Origin of the sequence: Streptomyces sp. 6N223, from assembly GCF_052246635.1 — a bacterium.
Taxonomy (GTDB): domain Bacteria; phylum Actinomycetota; class Actinomycetes; order Streptomycetales; family Streptomycetaceae; genus Streptomyces.
In genome coordinates this window covers 31,075-57,687 of the sequence record NZ_JBQQCA010000035.1, presented here as the reverse complement: position 1 = coordinate 57,687, position 26,613 = coordinate 31,075, and the positions used below count along the sequence as shown (strand labels likewise).

Genomic DNA, 26,613 nt, shown 5'->3' with positions numbered 1-26,613 from the left:
CTTCTCGTGGTCACTTTCGGATAGCTCTCTACTTGCGGGTAACTCCTAGGGTTGGGCTATGCGCCGAGCAAAAATCGTCTGCACACTTGGGCCTGCTATCGACTCATATGAGCGCATCGCGGCCCTTGTCGAGGCGGGAATGGACGTCGCCCGCCTCAACCTCAGCCACGGCAGCCACCGCGAGCACGAGCTCCGCTACCAGCGCGTCCGCCGCGCCGCCGAGGAAAAGGGGCGCAGCACCGGAATTCTCGCGGACCTCCAGGGCCCGAAGATCCGGCTCGGCACCTTCACCGAGGGCCCCGTCCTGCTGGAAACCGGCGACGAATTCACCATCACCACCGACGAGGTCCCCGGCGACCAGCACCACTGCGGCACCACCTACGCCGGCCTGGCCGCCGACGTCACGCCCGGCGAGCGCATCCTCATCGACGACGGCCGCGTCGCGCTCGACGTCGCCGCCGTCGAGGGCTCCCGCGTCCGCACCGTCGTCGCCGAGGGCGGCCTGGTCTCCGACCACAAGGGCATCAACCTCCCCGGCGTGGCGGTCTCCGTCCCCGCGCTCTCCGCCAAGGACATCGAGGACCTGCGCTGGGCGCTGCGCGCCGGCGTCGACATCATCGCCCTGTCCTTCGTGCGCAGCGGCGACGACATCAAGGACGTCCACCGCGTCATGGCGGAGGAGGGCCGCTTCCTCCCCGTCATCGCCAAGATCGAGAAGCCGCAGGCCGAGGACAACCTGCGGGACATCGTCGACGCCTTCGACGGGATCATGGTCGCCCGCGGCGACCTCGGCGTCGAAGTCCCCCTGGAGCGTGTGCCGCTGGTGCAGAAGCGCGCGATCGCGCTCGCCAGGCGGAACGCCAAGCCGGTCATCGTCGCGACGCAGATGCTCGACTCGATGATCGAGAACTCCCGCCCCACCCGCGCCGAGGCCTCCGACGTCGCCAACGCCGTGATGGACGGCACCGACGCCGTGATGCTCTCCGGCGAGACCAGCGTGGGGCGCCACCCCGTCGAGACGGTGCGCACCATGAGCCGCATCGTCCGCGCCGCCGAGGAGGACATGCTCGCGGGCGGCCTCGCGCCGCTGGCCGAGAGCGCCAAGCCCCGCACCCAGGGCGGGGCGGTGGCCCGCGCCGCCGCCGAGATCGGCGACTTCCTGGGCGCGGCGCTGCTCGTCGCCTTCACCCAGAGCGGCGACACCGCCCGCCGGCTCTCGCGCTACCGCTCGCCGATCCCCGTCGTCGCCTTCACCCCCGACCCCGCGACCCACGCCCAACTCACCCTCAGCTGGGGGGTGGAGACCTACCTCGTCCCGACCGTGCGGACCACGGACGAGATGGTGGCGCAGATGGACGAGCAGCTGCTGCGGCTCGGGCGCTGCCGCAAGGGCGACGTCGTGGTGATGACGGCGGGCTCGCCCCCGGCCACCCCCGGCACCACCAACCTGGTCCGGGTCCACCACGTCGGCGAGGACGACGCCCCGCGGTAGTCCGGGGCGTCCGGGGTGGCTTGACGGGGCCCTCTTGCTTCGCGCGGCCTCGCATGGTGTGCTGGTTCCCGCTCTGAAAGCGCTTACTGCGGGAGCCGCACACATGCCCGACCCCGATCCATCAGCCGTCTCGCCCACCGGGCCGTCTCCCGACCGCGGGGCCCCGCCCCGCCTGAGGACCGCGGTCGTCGGCACGGGCGGTATCACCACCGGCTGCCACCTGCCCGCCATCGCGGCCCACCGCGACCGCGCCGAACTCGTGGCCGCCGTCGACCTCGACCCCGGCCGGCTCGCCGCCTTCCGCCGGGCCGCCCAGGACCTCGGCGGCGACGGTGACCACCCCCTCGGCCCGGTCACCGGCTACACCGACCTCGACGCGATGCTCCGGGCCGAACGCCCCGACCTGGTCGTCATCGGCACCCCGCCCGGCCTCCACCTGCCGCAGACCGTCGCCGCGCTGAACGCCGGAGCGTGGGTGTGGTGCGAGAAGCCGCTGTGCCTCTCCCTCGCCGAGTTCGACGCCATCGCCGCGGCCGAGCGCGAGGGCGGGCCGTACGCCGCCGTCGTCGCCCAGCACCGCTACGGCTCCGGCGCCGTCCACGCCCGCGCCCTGCTGGACTCCGGCGAGCTCGGCCGCCCCCGCGTCGCCCACTGCCAGACCACCTGGTACCGCGACACCGCCTACTTCGAGGTCCCCTGGCGCGGCCGGTGGGCGACCGAGGGCGGCGGCCCCACCATGGGGCACGGCATCCACCAGACCGACCTCCTCCTCCACCTCCTCGGCGACTGGACCGAGGTCCGCGCGATGGCCGCGCGCCTGGTGCACCGCGTGGAGAGCGAGGACGTCGCCACCGCGCTGGTCCGGTTCGCCGGCGGCGCGCTCGGCACCGTCGTCAACAGCGTGCTGTCGCCGGACGAGGTCAGCCGCATCCGCATCGACTGCGACGAGGCGACCGTCGAGCTCACCCACCTCTACGGCCACCGCAACGAGGACTGGGTCTACACGCCGCGCCCGGGCCTGGACGACGAGGAGCGCGTCAAGCGCTGGCGCACCCCGGCGCAGGACATACCCAGCTCGCACACCGCGCAGCTCGACGGCATCCTCACCGCGATGCGCGAGCGCACCCGCCCACCCGGCAGCGGCCACGACGCCCGCCGCACCCTGGAGTTCAACGCCGCCCTCTACAAGGCCGCGTTCACCTCACGTCCCGTCAGCGCCGGCGAGATCACCGAGGGTGACCCCTTCTACGCCGCCATGCACGGCGACCACCCCGACTGGGCGCCGACCCCGCCCAGTGCGTCAGGCCAGACACATACGGAGACCGAGGAGACCCACCCGTGACCGCCCCCCTCACCGTCACCCATCACCTCGGCGACCGGATCGCCGTGGCCGCCGGCGATGTCGAGATCCTCTCCTACGTCTACCGCCCCGACCCCGACCCGTTCGAGTCGCGCAAGCCCTACGCCCACCCGGTGCGCACCCTCGCCGGGAACCTCGTGACCGGCTACCGCCCCAACGACCACCGCTGGCACAAGGGCATCCAGATGACGGCCAGCCACCTCTCCGGGCACAACCTCTGGGGCGGCAACTCCTACCTGAACCCCGAGGTGGGCTACCAGCGCGTCCCCGAGCGCGTCGGCTCCATGCGCCACGACGACTTCGTCCGCCTCGACGCCGCCGGGGACGCCGTCCACATCGCGGAGAACCTCACCTGGCTCAACCACCCCGGCGAGGAGTGGGCCCGCGAGGCACGCACCCTCACCATCCACTCGGCCGAGCCCGCCGAGGGCGCCTGGGCGCTGGACTGGACGATCCAGCTCACCAACACCCGCGGCGAGCCCCTCCACTTCGGCAGCCCCACCACCGCCGGGCGCGAGATGGCCGGCTACACCGGCCTCCACTGGCGCGGCCCCCGCGACTTCGCCGGCGGCCAGGTCCTCACCCCCGAGGGCCCCGGCACCGACGAGGCCACCATGGGCACCCCGGCGGCCGACGCCCCCTGGATCGCGTACGCCGCCGAGCGCGACGACGTCGACGCCCACTCGACGCTCGTCTTCGTCCACGCCCCGGAGAACGCCGACACCGCCGGCGCCATCCACCCCTCGCACTGGTTCGTCCGTGCGGGCGAGACGCCGACGGTCGCGTTCTCCTGGGCGTTCTTCGAGGAGTTCGAGCTGGCTCCCGGGGCATCCTTCTCCTACCGCTACCGCGTCGTCGTCGCCGACGGCGCCTGGGACACCGACCACACCGAGCGGTACCTGAAGACCCACCCCTGGTAGATGGCAACTGGCAATCGGTAACTGGTAAGGAAGGCCCGGTTCCATGAGTTCCGTGAACCTGCCCAACCCCCTCCCCGGGGCCGTCGGCCTCTCCCACATCAGCGCCTACCCCTGGCCCGCCGCGGACGGCGTCCGCGGCGGCAGCCCGCCGCGGACGGCGTCCGCGGCGGCAGCCCGCACATGCACCTGGCCTGCGCCGAGGCGTACGTCGTCACGGCGGGCGAGGGCGCGGTGCAGACCCTGACACCGTCCGGGTACGCCGAGACGCCGCTGCGCCCCGGGGCCGTGGCCTGGTTCACCCCCGGCACCATCCACCGGATGATCAACGGCGACGGCGCGCTGCGGGTGACCGTCCTGATGCAGAACAGCGGCCTGCCCGAGGCCGGCGACGCCGTCTTCACCTTCCCGCCCGCGCTGCTGGCCGACCCCGAGGCCTACGCCGCGGCCGCCGCGCTCCCGGCCCGCGAGGGCCCGGCGGCGGAGGAGGCGGCCCGGCGGCGCCGCGATCTTGCGGTCGAGGGGTACATGGTGCTGCGGGACGCCGTCCGGCGGGGCGAGACGGCCCCGCTGCGGGCGTTCCACGAGGCCGCGGCCCGGCTCGTCGGCCCGAAGGTCGCCGAGTGGCGCGAGCGGTGGCGGGCGGGCGCGCTCGCGGCGGCCGAGGCCACCGGCGCGCAGCTCGACGCCCTGGAGAAGTCCGACCCGGCTCACCTGTGGGAGGCGGCGCTCCACACCACCGGTCCCACCCGGGACGCGGGGTTCGGGATGTGCGGCCGGCGCCAGGAGTACGAGGTGCCGGGGGCGACCCTGCCCTACTACGGGGAGTAGTCCGTACGGCGGGGAGCAGCCGCTGCGTGAGCGGTGCCGGGTGCGGGATTCGAACCCGCACGCCCTCGCGGGCAGAGGTTTTTGAGACCTCCGTGTATACCGTTCCACCAACCCGGCCCTTGCGGCGCACCGGGAGTCTACCGGCTCAGCGCCGACGGCATCGACTGGGTACTCTCAATGGTGCCCCACCTGGCAGAAACCGAGGAGCATCGTGAGCACCCCCGACGTCCCCGACACGTCCGCCACACCCGCCGCCGAGGCCGCCGGTGACGAGAGCGCGCACGTCCCTCCCCACACCACCCGCGTCGTCATCGCCGAGGACGAGGCCCTGATCCGGCTCGACCTGAAGGAGATGCTGGAGGAGGAGGGGTACACCGTGGTGGGGGAGGCGGGCGACGGGCAGCAGGCCGTGGAGCTGGCGCGCGAGCTGGGGCCCGACCTGGTGATCCTGGACGTGAAGATGCCGGTGCTCGACGGGATCTCCGCCGCCGAGCAGATCGCGGCCGAGGGGATCGCGCCGGTGCTGATGCTGACGGCGTTCTCCCAGCGCGACCTCGTGGAGCGGGCGCGGGACGCGGGCGCGATGGCGTATCTGGTGAAGCCGTTCAGCAAGTCCGACGTGGTGCCCGCCATCGAGATCGCCGTCTCGCGCTTCAACGAGATGAGGACCCTCTCCAAGGAGGTCGCCGATCTCGCGCAGCGGCTGGAGACGCGGAAGCTGGTGGACCGGGCCAAGAGCGTCCTCCAGACGCAGTACGGGCTGACCGAGCCGGCGGCGTTCCGGTGGATTCAGAAGACCTCGATGGACCGCAGGCTGTCGATGCACCAGGTCGCCGAGGCCGTCATCCAGGACGCGGTGGAGAAGAAGCAGCAGAAACAGAAGTAGGAGCGAGCGCACCACGCTCGCGGGAATCGCGCCCCAGCGGTCAGGGTGCGGCCGGGTTGCTCCACCGGCCGCACCCTGACCGTTTGAGCTTTATCTGAGGTTCGCCCTGGTCCGGGATGGGTGGTCTTGGCTGGATCGTCCGGTTACCGGACGGCTCTGTTCTGTTTCCGGCATGTCTCTGAGGTCACGCATCGATCACAACTGTCGCTGTGATGTGTCTGAGGGGCGCGCGGGGCAATAGATTCCGCTGCACGCCGCACCGTCGTGTTCCGTGGTTCACGTGTGTGCTCAAGTGCGCCCCCGTGGCAGTGCGGCGACGATGTCATCTCTTGCGCCCGCTCCAGGGGGTTTTTCGAAGTGCGAAACAAATCCATCGTGCGGCTTGCGATACCCGTCGCCATCGCCGCTGGCGCGTCCCTGCTGGCCGGGTGCGGTGGTGGCAGTGGCGGTGCCATCAAGATCGCCTATCAAGGGCCGCTTTCAGGCGACAACGTCGCGCTTGGCCAGAATATGGAGAACGGCATTCAGCTCGCCATTGACGAGGCGAATGAATCGGGTGACTACGACTTCGAGTTGGAGTACTTCCCGGCCGACGACGGCGGCGTCGAGGGGCAGGCCACGACGGCCGCCCAGCTCGCCATCGACGACCCGGACGTGGTCGCCACCATCGGCCCGGCGTTCTCCGGCCCCTCCGAGGTCGCCCTGCCGCTGTACAGCGAGTCGGGCCTGACGGCGATGACCACCTCGGCGACCAACCCCACGCTGACCCAGGAGGGCTTCGAGACCTTCCTGCGCGCCGTGCCCAACGACAACGCGCAGGGCACGGCGATGGGCGAGTTCCTCGCCTCCCGCGACGACGTCGAGTCGGTCATGGTGATCAGCGACGGCTCGCCGTACGGCGAGGGCCTGTCGGACCAGGCCGTGACGACCCTCGAGGACGAGGGCCTGTCCGTCCAGCGGGAGACCGTGCCGGGGGCGGGAGCCACGCCGGACTACTCCAGCGCCGCCCGGACGGTGGCCGACTCCGGGGTGGACGCCCTGATCTACGCCGGGTACTACGCCGACCTGGGGCCGTTCATCACGCGCCTCGGCGAGGCCGGCTACGACGGCATCGGGATCTCGGGTGACGGCTCCAACGACGCCGAGCTGGTCAACCTGGCGGGCGACGCCTCGGAGGGCTGGTACCTGACCTGCCCGTGCACCGACGCCACGCAGAACGAGGCGACCGCGCAGTTCGCCGAGCGCTACCAGGAGGCCTACGACGAGCCGCCGGGCACCTACTCCGCCGAGTCCTACGACGCCACGAAGATGATCATCGAGGCGATCGGGGAGCTGGGCGGCGACCCCACGCGCGAGGAACTGTACGACCAGCTGGCCGGTATGACCTACGAGGGCCTGACGAAGGAATTCGCGTTCGACGACAACGGCGAGTTCGTCAACGACACGATCTACTTCTACCAGGTCGATGGCGGTGCGATCGGCTATCTCGGCGAGACCAGCGAGGTAACCGGCGGCTGAGGGCCCAGCGAAGAAAGGTTTCGCGGCGGCCGGTGCGGGCCATCCCCGCGCCGGCTGCCTTCAGCTCGCAGTGGTCCCGCTCGTTCCCACGAGGAAGTTACGGAAGTTACGTACATGTCCCCATCGGATATCTGGGAAGTCCTAGTCCTGGGCTTGATTCTCGGCTCGCTCTATGCGGTCATCGCCATCGGTTACACCCTTGTCTATGGCGTGCTCCAGCTGCTGAACTTCGCGCACAGCGAGGTGTTCATGGCCGGCGGCTACGGCGGGCTGATCGCGCTGACGATCTTCGAGCCGGCCGCTGATCCCTCGCCCGTCCAGTCGGTGCTCTACGTGCTGCTCGGCATGATCGGGGGCGCGCTGATCGGCGGCGTCGTGGCGTTCGGTCTGGAGAAGGCGGCGTACAAGCCGCTGCGCAGACGGAACGCGCCGCGTCTGGTGTTCCTGATCACGGCGATCGGCGCGTCGTTCTTTCTCTACAACCTGGCGGGGAAGCTGTTCGGGCGCTATCCGATCCCCATGCCGGACATGTACGAGAACAAGCGGCTCTTCTCCGTCTTCGGCGCGAGCATCAACATCACCCAGCTGCTGATTCTGGTCTCGGCGGTGCTGATGCTGATCACCGTGGACTTCGTGGTGAACCGCACCAAGATGGGGGCGGGCATCCGGGCGGTCGCGCAGGACGCGGAGGTCGCCTCGCTGATGGGCGTGAACATCGACAAGGTCGTGTCCCGGACCTTCGTCCTGGGCGGGCTGATGGGCGGCGTCGCCGGGTTCCTCTTCGGGACCAACCTCCAGGTCGAGTACACGATGGGCTTCCTGCCGGGGATCACGGCGTTCGCCGCGGCCGTGCTCGGCGGGATCGGGAACGTGCGCGGCGCCATGCTGGGCGGGCTGACGCTCGGCGTGGTGGAGGCGTTCACCGTCGAGCTGTCCAGCGACGCCTGGCGGTACGTCGGGGCGTTCGCGGTGCTGGTGCTGGTGCTGATGCTCCGCCCGACGGGCATCCTCGGCGAGCGCGTTGGGAGGACCGCATGAGCGCGGAGACCACGACGGACAAGGCCCGGCCGGGCCAGCCGAGGCGGCCGTCGGCCGAGCGGCTGCGGCGGGTGCGCTGGTACCAGCAGCCGCGGTGGCGGCGGCTCGGCACGATGCTGCTGACGGCCGTGATCGTCGCCAACGTCACCGGCGCGCAGGGCGTGCGCAACGACCTGTTCGCGGCGCTGGAGGACAACTTCACCAGCCCCGGCATGGGCATATGGATCGCCGTCTTCCTCGCGATATGGGCGATACGGGAGTTCCTGCACGAGCGGACGAGCGCCCTGGTGACGTGGGCCAAGGAGGGCACGGCCGGCCCGGCCGGCAAGGCCTCGGACCTCTGGCGCGCCGACCGGCGCATCCGCTGGGCCGCCCTGGCGGCGGGGGTGGGCTTCCTGATCCTGCTGCCGCAGATGGTGCAGACCTACTGGCAGCAGGTGCTGGTCGACCAGATCGGCATCTACATTCTGCTGGCCATCGGCCTGAACGTCGTCATCGGCTGGGCGGGCATGCTGGACCTCGGCTTCATCGCCTTCTTCGCGATCGGCGCCTACAGCGCGGCGTACTGGACGGGCGGACTGCCCGCCAAGCCGCCCATCGAGCTGAACAACTTCCTGGTGATCCCGCTGGCCGTGGCGACCTGCCTGATCGCGGGCGTGCTGCTCGGGGCGCCGACGCTGCGGCTGCGCGGCGACTATCTGGCCATCGTCACGCTCGGTTTCCACGAGATCGTGTACCTGATGGCGCGCAACTGGACGGGCTTCACCGGCGGCACGCGCGGCACCCCCGACGGGGTGGACGACTTCTCGCTGGACCTCGGCTTCCTCTCCTACGAGTGGGGCCTGGACCCGGTGCCGTACTACTACCTCCAGCTCGTCTTCGCCGCCCTGATCATCTTCTTCTTCCTGCGGCTCGAGCACTCGCGGGTCGGGCGGTCCTGGACGGCGATCCGCGAGGACGAGGTGGCGGCCGCCGCCACCGGCGTGGACACGGTGCGGTTCAAGCTGCTGGCGTTCGCCATCGGCGCCTCCACCTCGGGCGTCGCCGGCGTGGTCTACGCCAGCAAGCAGGGCTTCATCAACTCCGAGATGTTCCTGGTGCTGATGTCGGTGCTGGTGCTGTCGTACGTCATCTTCGGTGGAATGGGCTCCATCCCCGGCGTGATGGCGGGCGCGGCGGTGCTGGTGTGGCTGCCGGAGCAGTTGCGTGACTCCGTCGATCCGGCGGACCGTTACATGTACCTGGGCGCGGTGCTGGTGGTCATGATGATCTACCGCCCGCAGGGCCTGCTGCCCTCCCGGCGGCGGCAGCGGGAGCTGCGGCTGGCCGAGGCGGGCGTCGCGGGCAGCGGGCTCGGCGGCTCCGTGCCGGGCGCGAGCGGTGAGGCGGCGCCGACGGCCGTGCCGGGAGTGGAGAAGCCATGACGACGAAGACCGAGACGAGGACCGGGACCGACGAGGTCCTGGTGGCCTCGGGCCTGACGCTGCGCTTCGGGGGCCTGACGTGCCTGGACGCGGTGAGCCTGCGCATGACGCGGGGCGAGATCCTGGCCGTGATCGGCCCGAACGGCGCGGGGAAGACCTCGCTGTTCAACTCCCTGACCGGCGCGTACGTGCCGCAGGCGGGCACCATCACCTTCGCGCCCAGCCGCGGCGGCACCTACGAGCTGCGCGGGCGCAAGCCGCACAAGATCAGCCGCCTCGGCGTGGCCCGCACCTTCCAGAACATCCGGCTCTTCGGGGCGCTGACCGCGATCGAGAACGTGAAGATCGCGGTCGAGACGCGGCAGAAGACCGACCCGATCTCGATCATGCTCGGGCTGCCCAACGCCCGCCGCGACGAGGCCGAGAGCGACCGGCGGGCGCACGAGGTGATGACCTTCGTGGGACTCGGGCGCCGCATCAACGAGCTGGCCTCCGCGCTCAGCTACGGCGAGCAGCGGCGGCTGGAGATCGCGCGGGCGCTGGCGACCGGCGCCGAGCTGCTGCTGCTCGACGAGCCGGCGGCCGGCACCAACCCCACCGAGAAGCGGGACCTGGAGGGGCTGATCCGGCGCATCAACGAGGAGCTGGGCGTCTCCGTGCTGCTGATCGAGCACGACATGCGGCTGGTGATGTCGGTGGCACACCGGGTCGCGGTGCTCAACTTCGGCAGGAAGATCGCCGAAGGGCTGCCGGACGAGGTGCAGCGGGACCCGGCCGTGATCGAGGCGTACCTCGGCAAGCCGAGCGAGGACGCCGCGGACGTCGCGGATGCCGCGGATGCCGCCGACGTTGCCGATGTTGCCGACGTTGTGGACAAGGAGGCGGGGGCGTGACGGACGTCCAGCTGGAGAAGGACCGCGAGCCGCTGGGCGAGGCGGAGGACGACGGCCCCGCGCCGGCGCTGCTGGAGCTGCGGGACCTGCGCGTGTTCTACGGCGCCATCGAGGCGTTGAAGGGCGTCAGCCTCACCGTCGGCGAGGGCGAGGTCGTCGCGCTGCTCGGCGCCAACGGCGCCGGGAAGTCCACCACGCTGAAGGCCGCCTCGGGGATGCTGCGCCCGCGCGCCGGCCAGGTGCTGCTGCGCGGCGAGCGCGTGGACGGCATCGCCTCGCACGAGCTGGTGCACTTCGGCATCGGGCACGTGCCCGAGGGGCGGCGCGTCTTCCCCCGGATGACGGTGCTGGAGAACCTCCAGATGGGGGCGTACCGGCTGCGGCGGCCCGACCCGGCGGACCTGGACCGGGTGTTCACGCTCTTCCCGGTGCTGGCCGAGCGGCGCAAGCAGCTCGGCGGCACCCTCTCCGGCGGCGAGCAGCAGATGCTGGCCATCGGGCGGGCGCTGATGGGCAAGCCCGAGCTGCTGCTGCTCGACGAGCCGTCGATGGGGCTGGCGCCGCTGATCGTCCAGCAGATCTTCGAGATCCTGAAGGAGATCAACGTGCAGGGCACCACCCTGCTGCTCGTCGAGCAGAACGCCGCGCAGGCGCTCCAGCTCGCCGACCGCGGGTACGTGCTGGAGACCGGCGAGGTCGTCATGAACGACCAGGCGTCGGCGCTGCTGTCGAACCCGCGGGTGCGCGCGGCCTACCTGGGCGAGTCGGAGGAGCCGGACTCGGACGACTGAGGCTGGGGCTGTGCGGCGGGCCGCAGGGCGCAGGTCAGCCGCGCGGTGCAGACGCGCTTGCCGCGCTCGTCGGTGAGGACGATCTCGTAGGTCGCGGAGGTCCGGCCGGTGTGGGCGGGCGTGGCGAGGCCGGTGATCAGGCCGGCGCGCACGGGCCGGTGGTGGGTGCAGTTGAGGTCCACGCCCACGGCGATCTTGCCGGGCCCGGCGTGCAGCATGGCGCCGACCGAGCCGAGCGTCTCGGCCAGCACCGCCGAGGCGCCGCCGTGGAAGAGGCCGTAGGGCTGGGTGTTGCCCTCGACGGGGATCGTGCCGAGGACCTTGTCGGGGGACGCCTCCAGCACCCGCACGCCCATGCGCTTGCCGAGAGCGCCGGCGGAGAACAGGGACGGGAGATCGAGGCCGAGCCCTGCCCACTGCTCGACGATCTGCCGGGGGAACCGCGTGGAGGTGATCTCGTCCATGGGTGCGTTCTATCAGGAGGGGCCTCAAGCCTCACGGGCCGGGTCACTGTCAGAGGTCCGTGGCAGGATCGGGTGCGTGGCTGAGAACGCATCGCAGACGACCGACCAGACCAGCGAGACCGGCGGCACGGGCGGCACGGGCGCGCCGCGCCTGCTCCTGCTCGACGGGCACTCGCTGGCCTACCGCGCCTTCTTCGCGCTGCCCGCGGAGAACTTCACCACCACCGTGGGCCAGCCGACGAACGCGATCTACGGCTTCACCTCCATGCTGGCGAACACGCTGCGTGACGAGGAGCCGACGCATGTGGCGGTCGCCTTCGACGTCTCGCGCACGACGTGGCGCTCGGAGCGCTTCGAGTCGTACAAGGCGAACCGGTCGGCGACGCCCGACGAGTTCCGCGGGCAGGTGGAGCTGATCGGCGAGATGCTGGACGCGATGCGGGTGCGGCGCTTCGCCATCGAGGGCTTCGAGGCGGACGACGTGATCGCCACGCTGGCCACCCGGGCGGCGGCCGAGGGCTTCCAGGTCTCGATCGTCACGGGCGACCGCGACACCTTCCAGCTGGTGAGCGACCGCGTCACCGTGCTCTACCCGACGAAGGGCGTCTCGGAGCTCACGCGCTTCACCCCGCAGAAGGTGGAGGAGAAGTACGGCCTGACACCCGAGCGTTACCCGGACTTCGCGGCGCTGCGCGGCGATCCCTCGGACAACCTGCCGGGCATCCCGGGCGTGGGGGAGAAGACGGCGGCCAAGTGGCTGGCGCAGTTCGGGTCGCTGGCCGCGCTGGCCGAGCGCGCCGGCGAGATCAAGGGCAAGGCGGGGCAGAGCCTGCGCGACCACCTGGATTCTGTACTGCTGAACCGCGAGCTGACCGAGCTCGTGCGGGACGTGGAGCTGGGCTGCGACCCGGCGGACCTGGTGCGCGAGCCGTACGACTCCACCGCGCTGCTGGGGCTGCTGGACGCCCTGGAGTTCCGCAACCCCAACCTGCGGGAGCGGCTGTTCGCCGTGGACCCGGGCGCGGAGCAGCAGCAGGCGCTGCTCGGCGAGGCCGCCGACGTCGCGGGCGAGGTGATGGGGTCGGGCGCGCTCGAGCCCTGGCTGGCGGAGCACGGCGCCGGGCCGCTGGGCCTGACGCTGCTGGACGACTGGAAGCTCGGCGCGGGGAACGTGCTGGCGGTGGCGCTGGCCACCCCGGAGGGGCCGGCCGCCTGGTTCGACCCGGTGCGGCTGGACGAGGCCGACGAGCGGGCGTTCACCGCCTGGGCGGCCGACGCCGCGCGGCCGAAGGTGGTGCACGGGGCCAAGGCGGCGATGCGGGCCTTCGCCGAGCACGGCTGGTCGCTGGCGGGCGTCACCACGGACACCGCGCTGGCGGCGTACCTGGTGCAGCCGGGCCGCCGGTCCTTCGCGCTGGACGCGCTGAGCGTGGAGTTCCTCGGCCGCGAGCTGGAGCCGGCCGCCGACGACAGCGGACAGCTGGCGTTCGGCGCCGACGACACGGCCGAGGCCGAGGCGCTGATGCGCCAGGCCCGCGCCGTCCTCGACCTGGGCGACGTCCTCGGCACCCGGCTCGAGGAGGTGGGCGCCAAGGAGCTGCTGGCCGACCTGGAGCTGCCGACCTCCGCGCTGCTGGCGCGCATGGAGCGGGCGGGCATCGCGGCCGACCGGGCGTGGCTGGAGCGGCTGGAGCAGCAGTTCGCCGCGGCCACCCAGCAGGCGGTCGCCGAGGCGCACGCCTCGGTGGGGCACGAGTTCAACCTCGGCTCGCCCAAGCAGCTCCAGGAGGTGTTCTTCGGCGAGCTGGGCCTTCCCAAGACCAAGCGGACCAAGACGGGTTACACCACCGACGCCGACGCCCTGGCGTGGCTGGCGACGCAGACCGAGCACGAGCTGCCGGTGATCATGCTGCGCCACCGCGAGCAGGCCCGGCTTCGGACCACGGTCGAGGGCCTGATCAAGACCATCGCCTCCGACGGCCGGATCCACACCACCTTCCAGCAGACGGTGGCGGCCACCGGGCGGCTGTCGTCCACCGACCCCAACCTGCAGAACATCCCGGTCCGCACCGACGAGGGCCGGGCCATCCGGCGCGGCTTCGTGGTCGGCGAGGGCTTCGAGTCGCTGATGACGGCCGACTACAGCCAGATCGAGCTGCGCGTGATGGCGCACCTGTCCCAGGACGCCGGCCTCATCGAGGCGTTCACCTCGGGCGAGGACCTGCACGACACCGTCGCCTCCCAGGTCTTCTCCGTGCCCCGGGACCGGGTCGACGCCGAGATGCGGCGGAAGATCAAGGCGATGAGCTACGGCCTGGCGTACGGCCTGTCGGCGTTCGGCCTCTCCCAGCAGCTCGGCATCAGCGCCGAGGAGGCGCGCGGGCTGATGGACACCTACTTCGAGCGGTTCGGCGGCGTGCGGGACTACCTGCGGCACGCGGTGGAGGAGGCCAGGGCCATCGGGTACACGCAGACCATGCTGGGCCGCCGGAGGTACCTGCCGGATCTGACCAGCTCCAACCGGCAGCGGCGGGAGATGGCCGAGCGGATGGCGCTGAACGCCCCGATCCAGGGCACGGCCGCCGACATCGTCAAGATCGCGATGCTGCGGGTGGACGAGGCCCTCGCCCGGGAAGGGCTGGCCTCCCGCATGCTGTTGCAGGTCCACGACGAGATCGTGCTGGAGGTCGCCCCCGGCGAGCGCGAGCCCGTCGCCGAGCTGGTACGCCGCGAGATGGCGGGCGCGGTGCGCCTGCGCGCCCCGCTCGACGTCTCCGTCGGCGTCGGCGACACGTGGGAGTCGGCGGCACACTGACGCTGCGCGGCCTGGCCGCAGCGAGCGCCCGGTTGGGCGGTGGGGCATCCCACCGATGACCGACAGGGCAGAGTTGATGGCCCCTTCGCACCGTTGCGGTGCAATCGGCGCGATGCGTCCTGTTTCCAACGCCCGGCCTGTCGTACTGTCATGCCGTTCGTCGGGACGCGGATGGAGGGGACGCGGATGGGCAGGCGTCGCATGGCCGGGCGTAACGGCAAGCTTCACAAGGGGATTTCGGGATCGGCGGCCGCGGTGCTCGCGATGGCCGCGCTGACGGCCTCTCAGGGGCAGCAGCTGGCGAGCGGGACGGCCGCGCCGGCCTCCGGGCCGGAGGACATCGCGCCCGCCGACGCCGCACCCGCCCCCGAGGCCGAGCCCCGGCCGGAGACGGGCCAGGGCCTGAGCCTGCCGTACCACACCGACCTGCCGCCGCTGGACACCATCGGGCACCGGGTCGAGCGGACCATGCGGCAGGTCGCCGACCCCGGCGCGCCGGAGCGGTCCCAGACGCTGGACGCCGCGGCCTCCGCCTCCGGCATCCCCGCCACCGTGCTGGACGCCTACCGCCGGGCCGCGGCGGTGCTGCGTGACACCACCCCGGGTTGCGGGCTGCGGTGGGAGGTGCTGGCGGCCATCGGCAAGGTCGAGTCCGGCCACGCGGCGGGCGGTGCGGTCGACGCCGAGGGCACAACGTTTCAGCCGATTGTCGGCCCGGTGCTCAACGGCGACGGCTTCGCCCAGATCCTCGACACCGACGGCGGTGCGTGGGACGCCGACGCGGCGTACGACCGGGCGGTGGGCCCGATGCAGTTCATCCCCTCGACCTGGGCGAACTGGGGCACCGACGCCAACGGCGACGGGCGGGCCGACCCGAACAACGTGTACGACGCGGCGTTGGCCGCCGGCAACTACCTGTGCGCGGGCGGCCGGGACCTCACCGACGGCGACGGCCTGAACAGCGCGTTGCTGAGCTACAACCACTCCTGGGACTACGTGCGCACCGTGCGGGCCTGGCTGGACTACTACCTCCAGGGCGTCCAGGAGGTGCCGGACGGCGAGGGACCGCTGCCCACCACCCCGGGCGCGGGCAATCCCGGCGGCGACGGCGAGGGGCCCTCGCCCGCCTCGCAGGACGGCCAGCAGGCGTCGAACCCCTCGCGCCCCGGCGAGCCGTCCGGGCAGGACGGTCAGGGCGGCCAGGACGGCCAGGGACAGCAGGACGACGAGCCGGAGCCGGACAAGCCGTCCCCGGGTCCGGCGGGCGGCGGCGAGCCGGAGGACCCCGGCACCTCGCCCGGCGAGCCGTCCGAGCCCGACCCGTCCCCGGCCACCCCTGACGACCCGGACGAGCCCGCCGACCCGGCCGACCCCGAGGACCCGGAGCAGCCGGACGAGCCCGAGGAGCCCGACGACTCTCCCGACCTGACCGACCTGACGGACGCCCTCGGCCTCACCGGGCTGACCGACGGGCTCGGCCTCACCGACTCCGGCACCCGGTCCGCCGGGTGATCCGCCCGGCCGGACCGGTCTCTTCCGGTCGGCCGGGCACACGCCGTAGAATCGCCAAACCTTTTTCGGCGCGCGCCGCGCCACGCCCTGTGGCGCTGCGCGCGAACCGCGCCGCGCCAGCTTTGGCCCGATAGCGCCCTTCGTGGGGTGAACCGCGCATTGACCCTGCTCGGAAGCCCCCGTATGCTATAAGACGCGCTGCGGGCCTGCGCGCCTCAGACGGAGCAGGTCGCGCTCGCATCTGTTGTATGTCCCCTCGGTTGTCGAGGCGCTTCCGGTTTCGGATAATCGGAGAGCGCTTCTCAGGCTGTCCGGCTTCGGCAGTGCGATAAGGGCCTTCGGCGTAGCAGTGCCTACGACCCCATGTCCGTACCGGAGCCCTTTACCACATGACGAGCAGCACCGAGCCCACCGTGACCAGCCCGCAGGTTGCGGTCAACGACATCGGTTCCGAGGAAGCCTTCCTCGCCGCGATCGACGAGACGATCAAGTACTTCAACGACGGCGACATCGTCGACGGCGTCATCGTGAAGGTCGACCGGGACGAGGTCCTGCTCGACATCGGTTACAAGACCGAGGGCGTCATCCCGTCACGGGAGCTGTCGATCAAGCACGACGTCGATCCCAACGAGGTCGTCGCCGTCGGTGACGAGATCGAAGCCCTTGTCCTCCAGAAGGAGGACAAGGAAGGCCGCCTCATCCTCTCCAAGAAGCGCGCCCAGTACGAGCGCGCCTGGGGCACGATCGAGAAGATCAAGGACGAGGACGGCATTGTCACCGGCACCGTCATCGAGGTTGTCAAGGGCGGCTTGATCCTCGACATCGGCCTGCGTGGCTTCCTGCCCGCCTCCCTCGTCGAGATGCGCCGGGTTCGTGACCTCCAGCCGTACGTCGGCAAGGAGCTCGAAGCCAAGATCATCGAGCTGGACAAGAACCGCAACAACGTGGTCCTCTCCCGGCGCGCCTGGCTGGAGCAGACCCAGAGCGAGGTCCGCCAGACCTTCCTCACCACCCTCCAGAAGGGCCAGGTGCGCTCCGGCGTCGTCTCCTCCATCGTCAACTTCGGCGCCTTCGTGGACCTGGGCGGCGTGGACGGCCTGGTCCACGTCTCCGAGCTGTCCTGGAAGCACATCGACCACCCCTCCGAGGTCGTCGAGGTCGGCCAGGAGGTGACGGTCGAGGTCCTGGACGTCGACATGGACCGCGAGCGGGTCTCGCTGTCGCTGAAGGCGACCCAGGAGGACCCCTGGCAGCAGTTCGCCCGCACCCACCAGATCGGCCAGGTCGTGCCGGGCAAGGTCACCAAGCTGGTGCCCTTCGGCGCGTTCGTCCGGGTGGACGAGGGCATCGAGGGCCTCGTGCACATCTCCGAGCTGGCCGAGCGCCACGTGGAGATCCCCGAGCAGGTCGTCCAGGTCAACGACGAGATCTTCGTCAAGGTCATCGACATCGACCTGGAGCGCCGCCGCATCAGCCTCTCCCTCAAGCAGGCGAACGAGAACTTCGGGCCCGACCCGATGGCGGTGGAGTTCGACCCGACGCTCTACGGCATGGCCGCCTCGTACGACAACGAGGGCAACTACATCTACCCCGAGGGCTTCGACCCCGAGGCCAACGACTGGCTGCCCGGGTACGAGAAGCAGCGCGAGGAGTGGGAGCGCCAGTACGCCGAGGCACAGGCCCGCTTCGAGCAGCACCAGGCGCAGGTCATCAAGTCCCGCGAGGCCGACGCCCAGGCCGAGGCCGAGTCCGGGAGTGGCGGCGGCGCCGCCTCCTCCCAGTCCGGCGGCTCCGGCGGCGGATCGTACTCCTCCCCCGCCTCGGAGGACTCCGGGGCGCTGGCCTCCGACGAGGCCCTGGCGGCCCTGCGCGAGAAGCTGGCCGGCGGGCAGAGCTGACGCCCGTCCCGACCCGACACTCACGGCCGGGTCCGCTCCCTCGGGAGCGGGCCCGGCCGTTTCCCTGCGGCGAAACCTCCAGGTAAACCTCCGGGGAATGCCCCTGCGGTACGGTGCGTTGTGCTCTGTGCACGGGAAACGGCAGAAGGAGTGCGGTGAGGTGCGCGATCCGCAGCATCTGTACACATGGAATCCCGAAGGACTTGAGCAGGTAGACCAGGCCACCGGCGGCGACGACAGCGCGGGCCCTGTGCTGCTGTACCACCTGAGCGGCTTCATCGACGCCGGCGAGACCGGCGAGCAGCTGATCGAGGAGCTGCTGGACGGCCGCCCGCAGGTCACGGTGGCCCGTTTCGACCACGACCGCCTGGTCGACTACCGCGCCCGGCGCCCGGCCATGACCTTCCGGCGCGACCGGTGGACGGCGTACGACACCCCGTCGCTGGAGGTGCTGCTGCTGCGCGACGCGACGCGCCAGCCGTTCCTCGTGCTGTCGGGGCCCGAGCCGGACGTGGAGTGGGAGAGCTTCGCCGCCGCCGTCCAGCAGATCATCGAGCGGCTGCGGGTGCGGCTCTCGGTCAACTTTCACGGCATCCCGATGGGCGTGCCGCACACCCGGCCGGTCGGCCTGACCCCGCACGGTAACCGCATCGACCTGGTGCCCGGCCACCGCGGCCTGTTCGACGAGGCGCAGGTGCCCGCCAGCGCCTCCGCCCTGATCGAGCTGCGGCTGACCGAGGCGGGCCACGACGTGCTGGGCGTGGCGGCGCACGTGCCGCACTACATCTCCCGGTCCCGCTACCCGGACGCCGCGCTGGTGGTGCTGGAGACCATCACCGCCGCGACCGGGCTGGTGCTGCCCGAGGCGGTCCACATACTGCGCAGCCGCGCGCTGAAGACGCAGGACGAGATCGAGCGCGAGCTGGCCGAGGGCGACTCGGAACTGGTGGCCGTCGTCCGCGGCCTGGAGCAGCAGTACGACGCCATCGCCGGGATGGCGACGCGCGGCAGCCTGGTGGCCGAGCCGGTGGAGCTGCCCTCCGCCGACGAGCTGGGCGAGGTCTTCGAGCGCTTCCTCGCCGAGCGCGAGGACGGCGACGACCCCGCCTGAGGCCCCGGCGGTTCCCAGCGGATAGCCTGCCGCGCATGCTCACTGTGGGACTGACCGGCGGGATCGGCGCGGGCAAGAGCGAGGCGTTGCGGCTGCTCGCCGAGCGCGGCGCGATGGTCGTGGACGCCGACCGCATCGCGCGCGAGGTGGTGGAGCCCGGCACGCCGGGCCTGGCCGCCGTCGTGGCCGAGTTCGGCGACGGGATCCTGACGCCCGAGGGCGCCCTGGACCGGCCGCGCCTCGGGCGCATCGTCTTCGCCGACCCCGAACGCCGGCGTGCCCTCAACGCCATCGTCCACCCGCTGGTGCGCGCCCGCGCCGCCGAGTTGCGCGCGGCCGCCGCCCCGGACGCGATCGTGGTCGAGGACGTGCCGCTGCTGGCGGAGAATCAGCTCCAGGCCACCTACGACGCGGTGATCGTGGTCGACGCCTCCGAGGCCACCCGCCTGGCGCGCCTGACGCGGCTGCGTGGCATGTCGGAGGAGGACGCCCGCTCCCGGATGGCGGCCCAGGCCAGCCGCGAGGAGCGGCTGAAGATCGCCGACTTCGTGCTCGACAACGACGGGGAGCCGGCGGATCTGGAGCGTCAGGTCGGGGAGTTGTGGGGGCGGCTGCGCGCACTGGCGGGGCGCGCGCCCGGCGCTTAGCTTCTGACATCGCGTGAACTCTCGTCACCGGCCGTTCACTCACGGCGTCGTGACGCCCTAGAGTTGGCGCGCTGTATACACGGCCGTGCTCGACGAGGAGGGGCTGCCTGTGGTGGAAGCGGCGTGGGACGCGGCCTACCGGGGGCTCACCCCGCCCGCCGCGCGGCTGTACCGGGGGCTGGCCGAGCACCCCACCGCGCACTTCCCGCCCGGGGCCGCCGCCGCGGCGCTGGGCGAGGGGAAGGACGCCGCCGACGACGCGCTGGACGAGCTGGAGACCGCCGGGCTGCTGGAGGTGCGGCTCGACGGCCATCTGCACCTGCCCGGCCCGCTCCGCGCCCACGCCCGCCGCCGCGCCCGCGAGCACGGCGACCCGGCGTCGGCCGGTGCGGCGGCGCTGCGGATCGTCCGGTGGTACCGGCGGCAGGCCGAGAGGGCCGACCGGCTCGCCCCTCCTGCCGCCCGCTCCGACGGGCCGCCCCTGCGTTTCGCCGAGCCCGTTCCCGCGCTGCCGTACGCCCCCGACGTGCCGCTCGCCGACGCGGCCGCGGCGCGGCGCTGGCTGGACCAGGAGCGGCCGGCGCTCTGCGGCTGCGTCCGGCTGGCGTACGAGCACGGCGCCGACGCCGACGCCTGGGGGCTGTGCGAGCCGCTGCGGCCGCACGGGCCGGGGTACGCCGCCGACGTCGTCGAGGCCTTCCGCACCGGCGTGGCCGCCGCCGGGCGGGACGGGCACCCCGCCGCGCAGACGCGGCTGCGCTGCCTGCTCGCGCGCCCGCTGTGGGAGCTGGGGCGTTTCGAGGAGTCCCGCGAGCTGGTGGGCCGGGCCGTCGCGGCGGCGGAGGCGCTGGGGGAGGCCGCCGACGGCACGCTGCTGGCGTCGGCCGTGGAGTGCCGCGGCTCGCTGCGGGCCGCCGAGGGCGACTGGCCCGGCGCCGCCGCGGATTTCGAACGCTCCCTCGCGCTGTACCGGCTGCACCGGGCCGCCGCCGCCGGCGCCGGCGCGGCGCGGCTGCGCGAGGCGCTGGAGAACGCCCGGCGGCGCGGGTCGGCGTACGGCGGGGCCCGGTTACGCCCGGAACTGGCCGGAGTCGCCGAGGCGGAGGACGACGCCGCCGCGGCGCCCGATGACCCGCGCGGAGCGGGCGGCCCGGAGCGCTGAACACCTGCCGAACGCCGCCGTGGGACACCGACGGGCATCGCGCTGCCCGTTCTCCGTCGCCCGCCGCGGCGCCGTCCGTGCCGTTCCGCACCCGATGTGGCCAATTGCCGCCCTGGTAGGGCGACTTCCGGCATGGCGGCGTTCACGCGGTGCGCATTAGCGTTGTTTCCATGGACGTGGAAACCGCCATCACCCTGGCCAGCACCGCCGCGGGCAGCGTCGCGACGGAGGCGGGCCGTTCCGCCTGGGAGTCCCTGGTCTCCCTGGCCCGCCGCATCACCGGCCGCCCTGCGGACCCCGCGGACCCCGCGGACCCCGCGGACCCCGCGGACCCCGCGGACCCCGGGGACGCCACCGCCGGCGACCGCGACGCCCTCGTCGGCCGCATCGCCGACCACGCCCGCGCCGACGCCGACTTCGCCGCCCAGCTCTGCCAGTGGGCCGCCGAGCACCGTGCCTCCCTCCAGCTCACCCGCGACGAGAGCACCGTCCACAACACCATCTCCTCCGGCGCGCGGATCGCGGGCACGGTGATCCAGGCCCGCGACATCCACGGCGACATCACCATCGGCGGCGGCCACTCGGACTCCCGCGACTAGAGCACCAGAGCAGCAGAGCAGCAGCGCACTAGAGCATGTCCTCGATCGTGATGGGCAGCCCGCGCACGCGGCGGCCCGTGGCGTGGTGGACGGCGTTGGCGATGGCCGACGCCGTCCCCGCCTGGCCGATCTCGCCGACGCCCTTCACGCCGAGCGGGTTGACCACGCGGTCGGCCACCTCGACCAGCTCCACCTCCACCTCCGGGGCGTCGGCGTTCACCGGCACCAGGTAGTCGCCAAGGCTGGTGTTGGCCCAGCGCCCGGCCGCGGCGTCCATGAACGTGGCCTCCAGCAGGGCCTGTCCGAGCCCCCACAGCATGCCGCCCATCAGCTGGCTGCGCGCGGTCTTGGCGTTCAGGACGCGGCCGGGCGCGAAGGCGCCGACCAGGCGCCGGACCCGGATCAGCCCGAGCCCCGGGTCGACGGCGACCTCCGCGAACTGCGCCCCGAAGGTGGACATGGCGTACGCCCCGTCGTCACCCGGCGGCCCCCAGGCGCCGGACGCCTCGGCGTCGGGCTGGTGGTGGCGTCGCAGCAGCCCGGCGTAGCTCTCCCCGGTCGCGGGCCGGTCGCGCAGCGCCATCCGCCCGTCCGCCACCACGACGTCCTCGGGCGCGGCGCCGTGCAGCGGCGAGGCCGGGTCGGCGACGGCCCGCGCGACGAGCTGCTCGCGCAGGGCCGTGGCGGCCGTGTGCACGGCGGCGCTGATCATGCCCGCGCCGGCGGAGCCGACGGCGGCGGCGACGTTCGGCAGGTCGGTGTCGCCGCCCTGGAAGCGGCAGCGCGCCACGTCCAGGCCCAGCGCGTCGGCGGCGACCTGCGTCATGGCGGTGGCGACCCCCGTGCCGAACTCCGACACGGCCGCCTGCACGACGGCGCTCCCGTCGGCGTACAGTCGGGCGCGGGCGCGCTGCGGGCTGGTGGGCGGGAAGACGGGATACGCCGAGGACGCCATGCCCAGGCCGATGAGCCACTCGCCCTCCCGCGCCGGGGCCTCGGCCCGCCGCCGCCAGCCGATGCGCTCGGCCCCGCGCTCGTAGCACGCGCGCAACCCGCTGCTCGACCACGGCCGCCCGGTGGCGGGGTCGGTCTCGGCCAGGTTGCGCAGCCGCAGCTGAAGCGGATCCACCCCGACGCGCGCCGCCAGCTCGTCCATGGCGCTCTCCAGCGCGAAGAGGCCGGTCGACTCGCCCGGGCAGCGCGTGAAGGTCGGGGTCATGGTGTTGGCGCGGAACAGCCGGTAGACCCCCTCGTATGCCGGGCAGGCGTACATCCGCGAGGCGGCCCCCAGCGAGGGCTCGGCCCAGTGGTCGAAGTGCGAGGTGGGGGAGAGCTTGTGGTGGCGCAACGCCGTCAGCCGCCCGTCGGCGTCGGCGCCGAGGGTGATCCGCTGCTCCTGCTCCTCGCGGTGCCCGCAGGAGGTGAACATCTGTTCCCGCGTCAGCGCCAGCCGCACCGGGCGGCCGACGTGGCGGGCGGCGAGCGCCGCCAGGGTGGCGTGGTGCCAGACCATGGCCTTCGAGCCGAAGCTGCCGCCGGTGAAGTGGCCGATGACGCGGACGTTGACGTGCGGGATGCCGAGCAGCGCGGCGACGGTGTGCTGCGTGGCGGTGACGCCCTGGGTGGTGTCGTGCAGGGTGAGCCGGTCGCCGTCCCACTCGGCGGTGGCGCAGTGGGGCTCGATGGGGTTGTGGTGGTTGGCGGCGTAGGCGTAGGTGGCGTCGACGCGGACGGCGGAGCGGGCGAGCGCCGCCTCGACGTCGCCGCGCGCCGTGCGGCCCGGGACCAGGCCGCCGAAGACCGCCTCGGGCTCGTAGGCCTGGTCGCGCCCCTGGTCGAGGGTGGTGACGGCGGGCGTCTCCTCGTCGGTTTCATACGCGACGCGGACGAGGCGGGAGGCGTGGAGGGCGCGCTCGTGGGTGTCGGCGACGACGAGGGCGATGTGCTGCCCGGCGTAGTGCACCGTCGCGTCCTGCATCGGGAAGAAGGTCTCGCCGGGCGCGGCGGTCCCCGCCAGGGACGGGATCAGCGGCGGCTGGGCCGCGATCCGCGGCAGGTTGTGGTGGGTGAGCACGGCCAGCACGCCGGCGGCGGCCAGTGCCTCCGCCGTGTCGATGGCGCGGATGCGTCCGCCGGCGACGCGGGCGCCGACCAGCACGCCGTGGACCAGGCCGGGTCGCGGGATGTCGGCCGTGTACGCCGCCGAGCCGGTGACCTTGGGCAGGGCGTCGACGCGGTCGAGGGGCCGCCCGAGGGCAGGGGTGGTGGTGGCCGTGGTCATGCGGGGCTCCCGGGCCGGGCGGGACGCTGGGCGGCGAGGATCTCCAGGGCGCGCACGAGGGCGCGCCGGGCGAGTTCGGTCTTGAAGGCGTTCATGGCGGTGGGCGCGGTCCGGGCGGCGGCCAGTTCCTCGCGCGCGGCGCGGGCGAAGCTGTCGCGGTCGGCGACCGCGCCCAGCAGCGCGGCCTCGGCGCGGCGGGCGCGCCACGGGGTGGTGGCCACGCCGCCGAGCGCCAGGCGTACGCCGGTGACGGTGGTGCCGTCGAGCGTCAGGCAGGCGGCGACGGAGGCCAGGGCGAACTCGTAGGACGCGCGGTCGCGGACCTTCAGGTAGAGGGAGGAGCGGGCCATGGGGGTCTCGGGGATCTCGACGGCCGTGATCAGCTCGCCGTGCTCCATGGGGTGTTCGCGGTGGGGCGCGTCGCCGGGGGGGAGGAAGAAGTCGTGGATGGTGTGGGTGCGTTCGCCGAGCGCGGTCCGGGTGTGGATGCGGGCGTCGAGGGCGACCAGCGGCACGGCGAGGTCGGAGGGGTGGGTGGCGATGCAGTGCTCGCTGGTGCCCAGCACGGCGTGGCCTCGGTTGACGCCGGTCAGCGCGGAGCAGCCGCTGCGCGGCTCGCGCTTGTTGCAGGGGGAGACGCCGTCGCGGAAGTAGGGGCAGCGGGTGCGTTGCAGCAGGTTGCCGCCGATGCTCGCCATGTGGCGCAGCTGCGGGGAGGCGCCCAGCTCCAGCGCCTGGGCGACCATGGGGAGCCGCTCGCGCACCAGCGGGTGCCGCGCCACGTCGCTCATCCGGGACAGGGCGCCGACGCGCAGGCTGCCCGGCAGTTCCTCGACGCCGGTCAGGGGCAGGCGGCTGATGTCCACCAGGCGGCGCGGCGTGAGGACGTTCTGCCGCAGGAGGTCGATCTCGGTGGTGCCGCCGGCGAGGTAGTCGCTGAGCGGATCGATGGTGACGGCCTCGACCGCGCTCGCCACGTCGGTGGCGCGGGAGTAGCTGATGGGTCGCATTGCTGACGTGTCTCCTTGGCTCTTTGTCTCCTTACGCGCGTGTCCGTCGCCGGTCGCGGACCTCCCGGATGGCCGCCCGGATGTTGGGGTACGCCGCGCAGCGGCAGAGGTTGCCGCTCATCCACTCGCCGATCTCGGCGTCGTCGTGCGCGTGGCCCTCCTCCAGCAGGGCCACGGCCGACATGAGCTGCCCGGGGGTGCAGTAGCCGCACTGGAAGGCGTCGTGGCGGACGAACGCCGCCTGCACCGGGTGCGGCCCCGTCCCGGTCTCGTCGGTCAGGCCCTCGACGGTGGCGACCTCGCGGCCCTCGCAGGCGATCGCCAGGGTGAGGCACGACAGGACGCGCTGCCCGTCGACCCACACCGTGCAGGCCCCGCACGTCCCCTGGTCGCAGCCGCGCTTGGCGCCGGTCAGCCCGCACTCCTCCCGCAGCGCCTGGAGCAGGCTCACCCGCGGCTCGATATCCACGGCCCGCTCTGCGCGGTTGACCACCAGCTCGACCCTGACGGGCCCGGGCCCGCGCTCCGTGAGGACGCCGGCGCCCTCCACCCCGGCCACCGCCGGCTTGTGTGCTGTCATCGTTCCCGAACTCCCTCCTGCTCCCGCTCCGTGATCGCTCGCGATCATGCTGGGGCAGAGGGGACGAAGTTCGCGCAACGCCCGGGCGCGCGTTCAGGTGAAAGGCGAACGCCGCCCGCGCTACCGCGTCGGCAGCAGGCGCTGCCGCAGGCCGCGCGGCCGGTCGGGGCGTTCGCGCGAGTAGCGGTCGAGCTCCTCCGCGAGGTGCAGGGAACGCCGCTCGATGTCCAGCTCGTCGAGCAACCGGTCGATGTCCGCCAGCAGGGCGCCGTGGAGCTGCCACTGCCGGGGGTGTGCCTGGACCCGGGAGAGGAGCATGCGCGCGAGGCGCTCGCGGCGGGCGCGGCAGACCTCCAGCTGGCTGGCGAGCCGCGTCTCGGCCTCCTCGGCGCTGGCGCTGACCTGGCTGGTGATCAGCTCGGCGAAGGTGCCGATGGCGTCCCCCAGGTGGAGGAACAGCTGCCGCAGCTCCGGCGCCACGTCGGGCGGGAACAGCGGCTCGTCCGCGCGGTGCCCGGCGAGGTCGGCCAGGGTGCGCGAGAGCGTGCGCAGCATGACGGCGCAGATCTCCAGGGTGTCCAGGCCGGTGCGCAGCACGATGCGCGTGAGGACGCCCTCCTTCACGCGCGGGTTGAGGCGCAGGCTCTCCTCGGCCTGCGACAGCGAGGCGTCCACCAGCGCCACGTCCTGGTCGATCCGCCGCGCCTCGTAGAGCTTGGCGGTGGCGCGGGCCACGGGCGTGATCGGCTCGTCGGCCTGCTCGCCGAGCCGGTGCAGCAGCCCCCGCATCCGGCGGGCCTGGTCCTCGATGTCCTCCGAGGCCGGGCGCACCCACACCGGCGGGACGAACACCACGTTGAACAGCAGGCCGACGGCGGCGCCGATCAGCGTCTCCCAGACGCGGTCCAGCGCGGTCTCCGTGACCTGGGTGACGCCCAGCACCAGCATGGCGCTGATCGCCACCTCCGGGACGAACTCGCCGGCGCGCACCAGGTGGCCCATCGCCAGGGAGCAGAGGATCAGCAGCCCGAGGCTCCACCAGCTCAGCCCCACCAGGCCGCTGAAGCCGGTCGCCAGCACCACCCCGGCCACCACCGAGTTCACGCGGCGGATGCCGCTGGTGAGGGTGGCGTAGAGCGTGACCTGGACGACGAGCAGCGCCGTGAGGGGGGCCAGCAGCGGGGCGGTGACGTCCGTCAGCCAGAGGGCGACGAGGTAGGCCATCGTGGCGGCCGCCGCGGACCGCAGCGTCTGCGTCACGACGGGCTCGTTGCGTCGCTTGGCGAGATCGATCACCTGCTCGGTTACGACTGGCACGATTTGGATGATATCGGTGGAAGAAGGGCAGGGCGGAGTGAGGGCGCAACGCCGTGGCGCGGCCGCC

22 protein-coding genes and 1 tRNA gene are annotated in these 26,613 nt (G+C 72.7%); 17 read left to right on the top strand and 6 right to left on the bottom strand.

The window, feature by feature from the left end; all coding sequences use genetic code 11:
• The first annotated feature begins 58 nt into the window (after nt 1-58).
• The 4 genes from pyk (at nt 59) to ACTWQH_RS21280 (ending at nt 4,600) form a co-directional block, all read left to right on the top strand.
• Nucleotides 59-1,492, top strand: a complete 1,434-nt coding sequence (gene pyk / locus ACTWQH_RS21295) for a pyruvate kinase (RefSeq protein ID WP_443288256.1) — start codon at nt 59-61, stop codon at nt 1,490-1,492.
• 103 nt (nt 1,493-1,595) lie between these two features.
• Nucleotides 1,596-2,834 carry a Gfo/Idh/MocA family protein gene (locus ACTWQH_RS21290; protein ID WP_443288255.1) on the top strand — a complete coding sequence of 413 codons (1,239 nt, stop codon included), beginning with the start codon at nt 1,596-1,598 and terminating at the stop codon, nt 2,832-2,834.
• Complete coding sequence (locus ACTWQH_RS21285) at nt 2,831-3,772, top strand: PmoA family protein (RefSeq protein ID WP_443288254.1); 942 nt, start codon at nt 2,831-2,833, stop codon at nt 3,770-3,772. Before ACTWQH_RS21290 ends, ACTWQH_RS21285 begins: the two co-directional genes overlap by 4 nt.
• A 180-nt stretch (nt 3,773-3,952) precedes the next feature.
• Entirely contained in the window at nt 3,953-4,600 is a 648-nt protein-coding gene (locus tag ACTWQH_RS21280) for a cupin domain-containing protein (RefSeq protein ID WP_443288253.1), read from the top strand.
• Between the two features lie 34 nt (nt 4,601-4,634).
• Here ACTWQH_RS21280 and ACTWQH_RS21275 read toward each other — a convergent pair.
• Nucleotides 4,635-4,717: transfer RNA gene (locus tag ACTWQH_RS21275), tRNA-Leu, on the bottom strand.
• Nucleotides 4,718-4,811: 94 nt separating this feature from the next.
• On the opposite strand from ACTWQH_RS21275, the gene ACTWQH_RS21270 reads away from it, so the two are divergent.
• The 6 genes from ACTWQH_RS21270 to ACTWQH_RS21245 all read left to right on the top strand — a co-directional run bounded on the left by ACTWQH_RS21270 (nt 4,812) and on the right by ACTWQH_RS21245 (nt 11,150).
• The gene (locus tag ACTWQH_RS21270; RefSeq protein WP_443288252.1) at nt 4,812-5,486 is read left to right on the top strand and encodes an ANTAR domain-containing response regulator; all 675 of its coding nucleotides are present in this window, start codon (nt 4,812-4,814) and stop codon (nt 5,484-5,486) included.
• 264 nt (nt 5,487-5,750) lie between these two features.
• The gene (locus ACTWQH_RS21265; protein WP_443288251.1) at nt 5,751-7,004 is read left to right on the top strand and encodes a branched-chain amino acid ABC transporter substrate-binding protein; all 1,254 of its coding nucleotides are present in this window, start codon (nt 5,751-5,753) and stop codon (nt 7,002-7,004) included.
• A gap of 114 nt (nt 7,005-7,118) precedes the next feature.
• On the top strand, nt 7,119-8,042 hold the full coding sequence (locus ACTWQH_RS21260; RefSeq protein ID WP_443288249.1) for a branched-chain amino acid ABC transporter permease: 924 nt from the start codon (nt 7,119-7,121) through the stop codon (nt 8,040-8,042).
• A complete protein-coding gene (locus ACTWQH_RS21255) occupies nt 8,039-9,466 on the top strand; it encodes a branched-chain amino acid ABC transporter permease (protein WP_443288247.1) in 1,428 nt (475 codons plus the stop codon). The genes ACTWQH_RS21260 and ACTWQH_RS21255 overlap by 4 nt, the downstream gene beginning before the upstream one ends.
• Nucleotides 9,463-10,359, top strand: coding sequence for an ABC transporter ATP-binding protein (locus ACTWQH_RS21250; RefSeq protein WP_443288246.1), 897 nt, complete (start codon nt 9,463-9,465; stop codon nt 10,357-10,359). Before ACTWQH_RS21255 ends, ACTWQH_RS21250 begins: the two co-directional genes overlap by 4 nt.
• Nucleotides 10,360-10,391: 32 nt before the next feature.
• Nucleotides 10,392-11,150: an ABC transporter ATP-binding protein gene (locus ACTWQH_RS21245; RefSeq protein ID WP_443288273.1), complete on the top strand. Its 759-nt coding sequence runs from the start codon at nt 10,392-10,394 to the stop codon at nt 11,148-11,150.
• Here ACTWQH_RS21245 and ACTWQH_RS21240 read toward each other — a convergent pair.
• Nucleotides 11,111-11,614: a PaaI family thioesterase gene (locus ACTWQH_RS21240; protein WP_443288245.1), complete on the bottom strand. Its 504-nt coding sequence runs from the start codon at nt 11,612-11,614 to the stop codon at nt 11,111-11,113. The genes ACTWQH_RS21245 and ACTWQH_RS21240 overlap by 40 nt on opposite strands.
• Before the next feature lie 76 nt (nt 11,615-11,690).
• Between ACTWQH_RS21240 and polA the strand changes: the two genes are divergently transcribed.
• The 7 genes from polA (at nt 11,691) to ACTWQH_RS21205 (ending at nt 21,358) form a co-directional block, all read left to right on the top strand.
• Nucleotides 11,691-14,429, top strand: a complete 2,739-nt coding sequence (polA, locus tag ACTWQH_RS21235) for a DNA polymerase I (RefSeq protein ID WP_443288244.1) — start codon at nt 11,691-11,693, stop codon at nt 14,427-14,429.
• A 186-nt stretch (nt 14,430-14,615) separates the two neighbouring features.
• On the top strand, nt 14,616-15,941 hold the full coding sequence (locus ACTWQH_RS21230) for a lytic murein transglycosylase (RefSeq protein ID WP_443288243.1): 1,326 nt from the start codon (nt 14,616-14,618) through the stop codon (nt 15,939-15,941).
• A gap of 389 nt (nt 15,942-16,330) precedes the next feature.
• Nucleotides 16,331-17,839 carry a 30S ribosomal protein S1 gene (gene rpsA / locus ACTWQH_RS21225; RefSeq protein ID WP_443288242.1) on the top strand — a complete coding sequence of 503 codons (1,509 nt, stop codon included), beginning with the start codon at nt 16,331-16,333 and terminating at the stop codon, nt 17,837-17,839.
• Between the two features lie 160 nt (nt 17,840-17,999).
• On the top strand, nt 18,000-18,950 hold the full coding sequence (locus ACTWQH_RS21220; RefSeq protein WP_443288241.1) for a proteasome assembly chaperone family protein: 951 nt from the start codon (nt 18,000-18,002) through the stop codon (nt 18,948-18,950).
• 35 nt (nt 18,951-18,985) lie between these two features.
• Nucleotides 18,986-19,597, top strand: coding sequence for a dephospho-CoA kinase (coaE, locus tag ACTWQH_RS21215; protein ID WP_443288240.1), 612 nt, complete (start codon nt 18,986-18,988; stop codon nt 19,595-19,597).
• A gap of 109 nt (nt 19,598-19,706) precedes the next feature.
• Entirely contained in the window at nt 19,707-20,759 is a 1,053-nt protein-coding gene (locus ACTWQH_RS21210; RefSeq protein ID WP_443288239.1) for a hypothetical protein, read from the top strand.
• 170 nt (nt 20,760-20,929) lie between these two features.
• Nucleotides 20,930-21,358: a hypothetical protein gene (locus ACTWQH_RS21205; protein ID WP_443288238.1), complete on the top strand. Its 429-nt coding sequence runs from the start codon at nt 20,930-20,932 to the stop codon at nt 21,356-21,358.
• A 28-nt stretch (nt 21,359-21,386) separates the two neighbouring features.
• On the opposite strand, the gene ACTWQH_RS21200 is transcribed toward ACTWQH_RS21205, so the two are convergent.
• The 4 genes from ACTWQH_RS21200 to ACTWQH_RS21185 form a co-directional block, all read right to left on the bottom strand.
• On the bottom strand, nt 21,387-23,639 hold the full coding sequence (locus ACTWQH_RS21200) for a xanthine dehydrogenase family protein molybdopterin-binding subunit (protein ID WP_443288237.1): 2,253 nt from the start codon (nt 23,637-23,639) through the stop codon (nt 21,387-21,389).
• Nucleotides 23,636-24,649 carry an FAD binding domain-containing protein gene (locus ACTWQH_RS21195; RefSeq protein ID WP_443288236.1) on the bottom strand — a complete coding sequence of 338 codons (1,014 nt, stop codon included), beginning with the start codon at nt 24,647-24,649 and terminating at the stop codon, nt 23,636-23,638. Before ACTWQH_RS21195 ends, ACTWQH_RS21200 begins: the two co-directional genes overlap by 4 nt.
• A gap of 31 nt (nt 24,650-24,680) precedes the next feature.
• On the bottom strand, nt 24,681-25,229 hold the full coding sequence (locus tag ACTWQH_RS21190; protein ID WP_443288235.1) for a (2Fe-2S)-binding protein: 549 nt from the start codon (nt 25,227-25,229) through the stop codon (nt 24,681-24,683).
• A gap of 120 nt (nt 25,230-25,349) precedes the next feature.
• Nucleotides 25,350-26,546: an FUSC family protein gene (locus tag ACTWQH_RS21185; protein WP_443288234.1), complete on the bottom strand. Its 1,197-nt coding sequence runs from the start codon at nt 26,544-26,546 to the stop codon at nt 25,350-25,352.
• Between the last annotated feature and the right edge of the window lie 67 nt (nt 26,547-26,613).

Coding starts and splice junctions, on each gene's coding strand:
- pyk (WP_443288256.1), top strand. CDS start 59: ATGCGCCGAGCAAAAATCGTCTGCACACTTGGGCCTGCTATCGACTCA.
- ACTWQH_RS21290 (WP_443288255.1), top strand. CDS start 1,596: ATGCCCGACCCCGATCCATCAGCCGTCTCGCCCACCGGGCCGTCTCCC.
- ACTWQH_RS21280 (WP_443288253.1), top strand. CDS start 3,953: ATGCACCTGGCCTGCGCCGAGGCGTACGTCGTCACGGCGGGCGAGGGC.
- ACTWQH_RS21260 (WP_443288249.1), top strand. CDS start 7,119: ATGTCCCCATCGGATATCTGGGAAGTCCTAGTCCTGGGCTTGATTCTC.
- ACTWQH_RS21255 (WP_443288247.1), top strand. CDS start 8,039: ATGAGCGCGGAGACCACGACGGACAAGGCCCGGCCGGGCCAGCCGAGG.
- ACTWQH_RS21250 (WP_443288246.1), top strand. CDS start 9,463: ATGACGACGAAGACCGAGACGAGGACCGGGACCGACGAGGTCCTGGTG.
- ACTWQH_RS21240 (WP_443288245.1), bottom strand. CDS start 11,614: ATGGACGAGATCACCTCCACGCGGTTCCCCCGGCAGATCGTCGAGCAG.
- ACTWQH_RS21230 (WP_443288243.1), top strand. CDS start 14,616: ATGGGCAGGCGTCGCATGGCCGGGCGTAACGGCAAGCTTCACAAGGGG.
- rpsA (WP_443288242.1), top strand. CDS start 16,331: ATGACGAGCAGCACCGAGCCCACCGTGACCAGCCCGCAGGTTGCGGTC.
- coaE (WP_443288240.1), top strand. CDS start 18,986: ATGCTCACTGTGGGACTGACCGGCGGGATCGGCGCGGGCAAGAGCGAG.
- ACTWQH_RS21205 (WP_443288238.1), top strand. CDS start 20,930: ATGGACGTGGAAACCGCCATCACCCTGGCCAGCACCGCCGCGGGCAGC.
- ACTWQH_RS21200 (WP_443288237.1), bottom strand. CDS start 23,639: ATGACCACGGCCACCACCACCCCTGCCCTCGGGCGGCCCCTCGACCGC.
- ACTWQH_RS21195 (WP_443288236.1), bottom strand. CDS start 24,649: ATGCGACCCATCAGCTACTCCCGCGCCACCGACGTGGCGAGCGCGGTC.
- ACTWQH_RS21190 (WP_443288235.1), bottom strand. CDS start 25,229: ATGACAGCACACAAGCCGGCGGTGGCCGGGGTGGAGGGCGCCGGCGTC.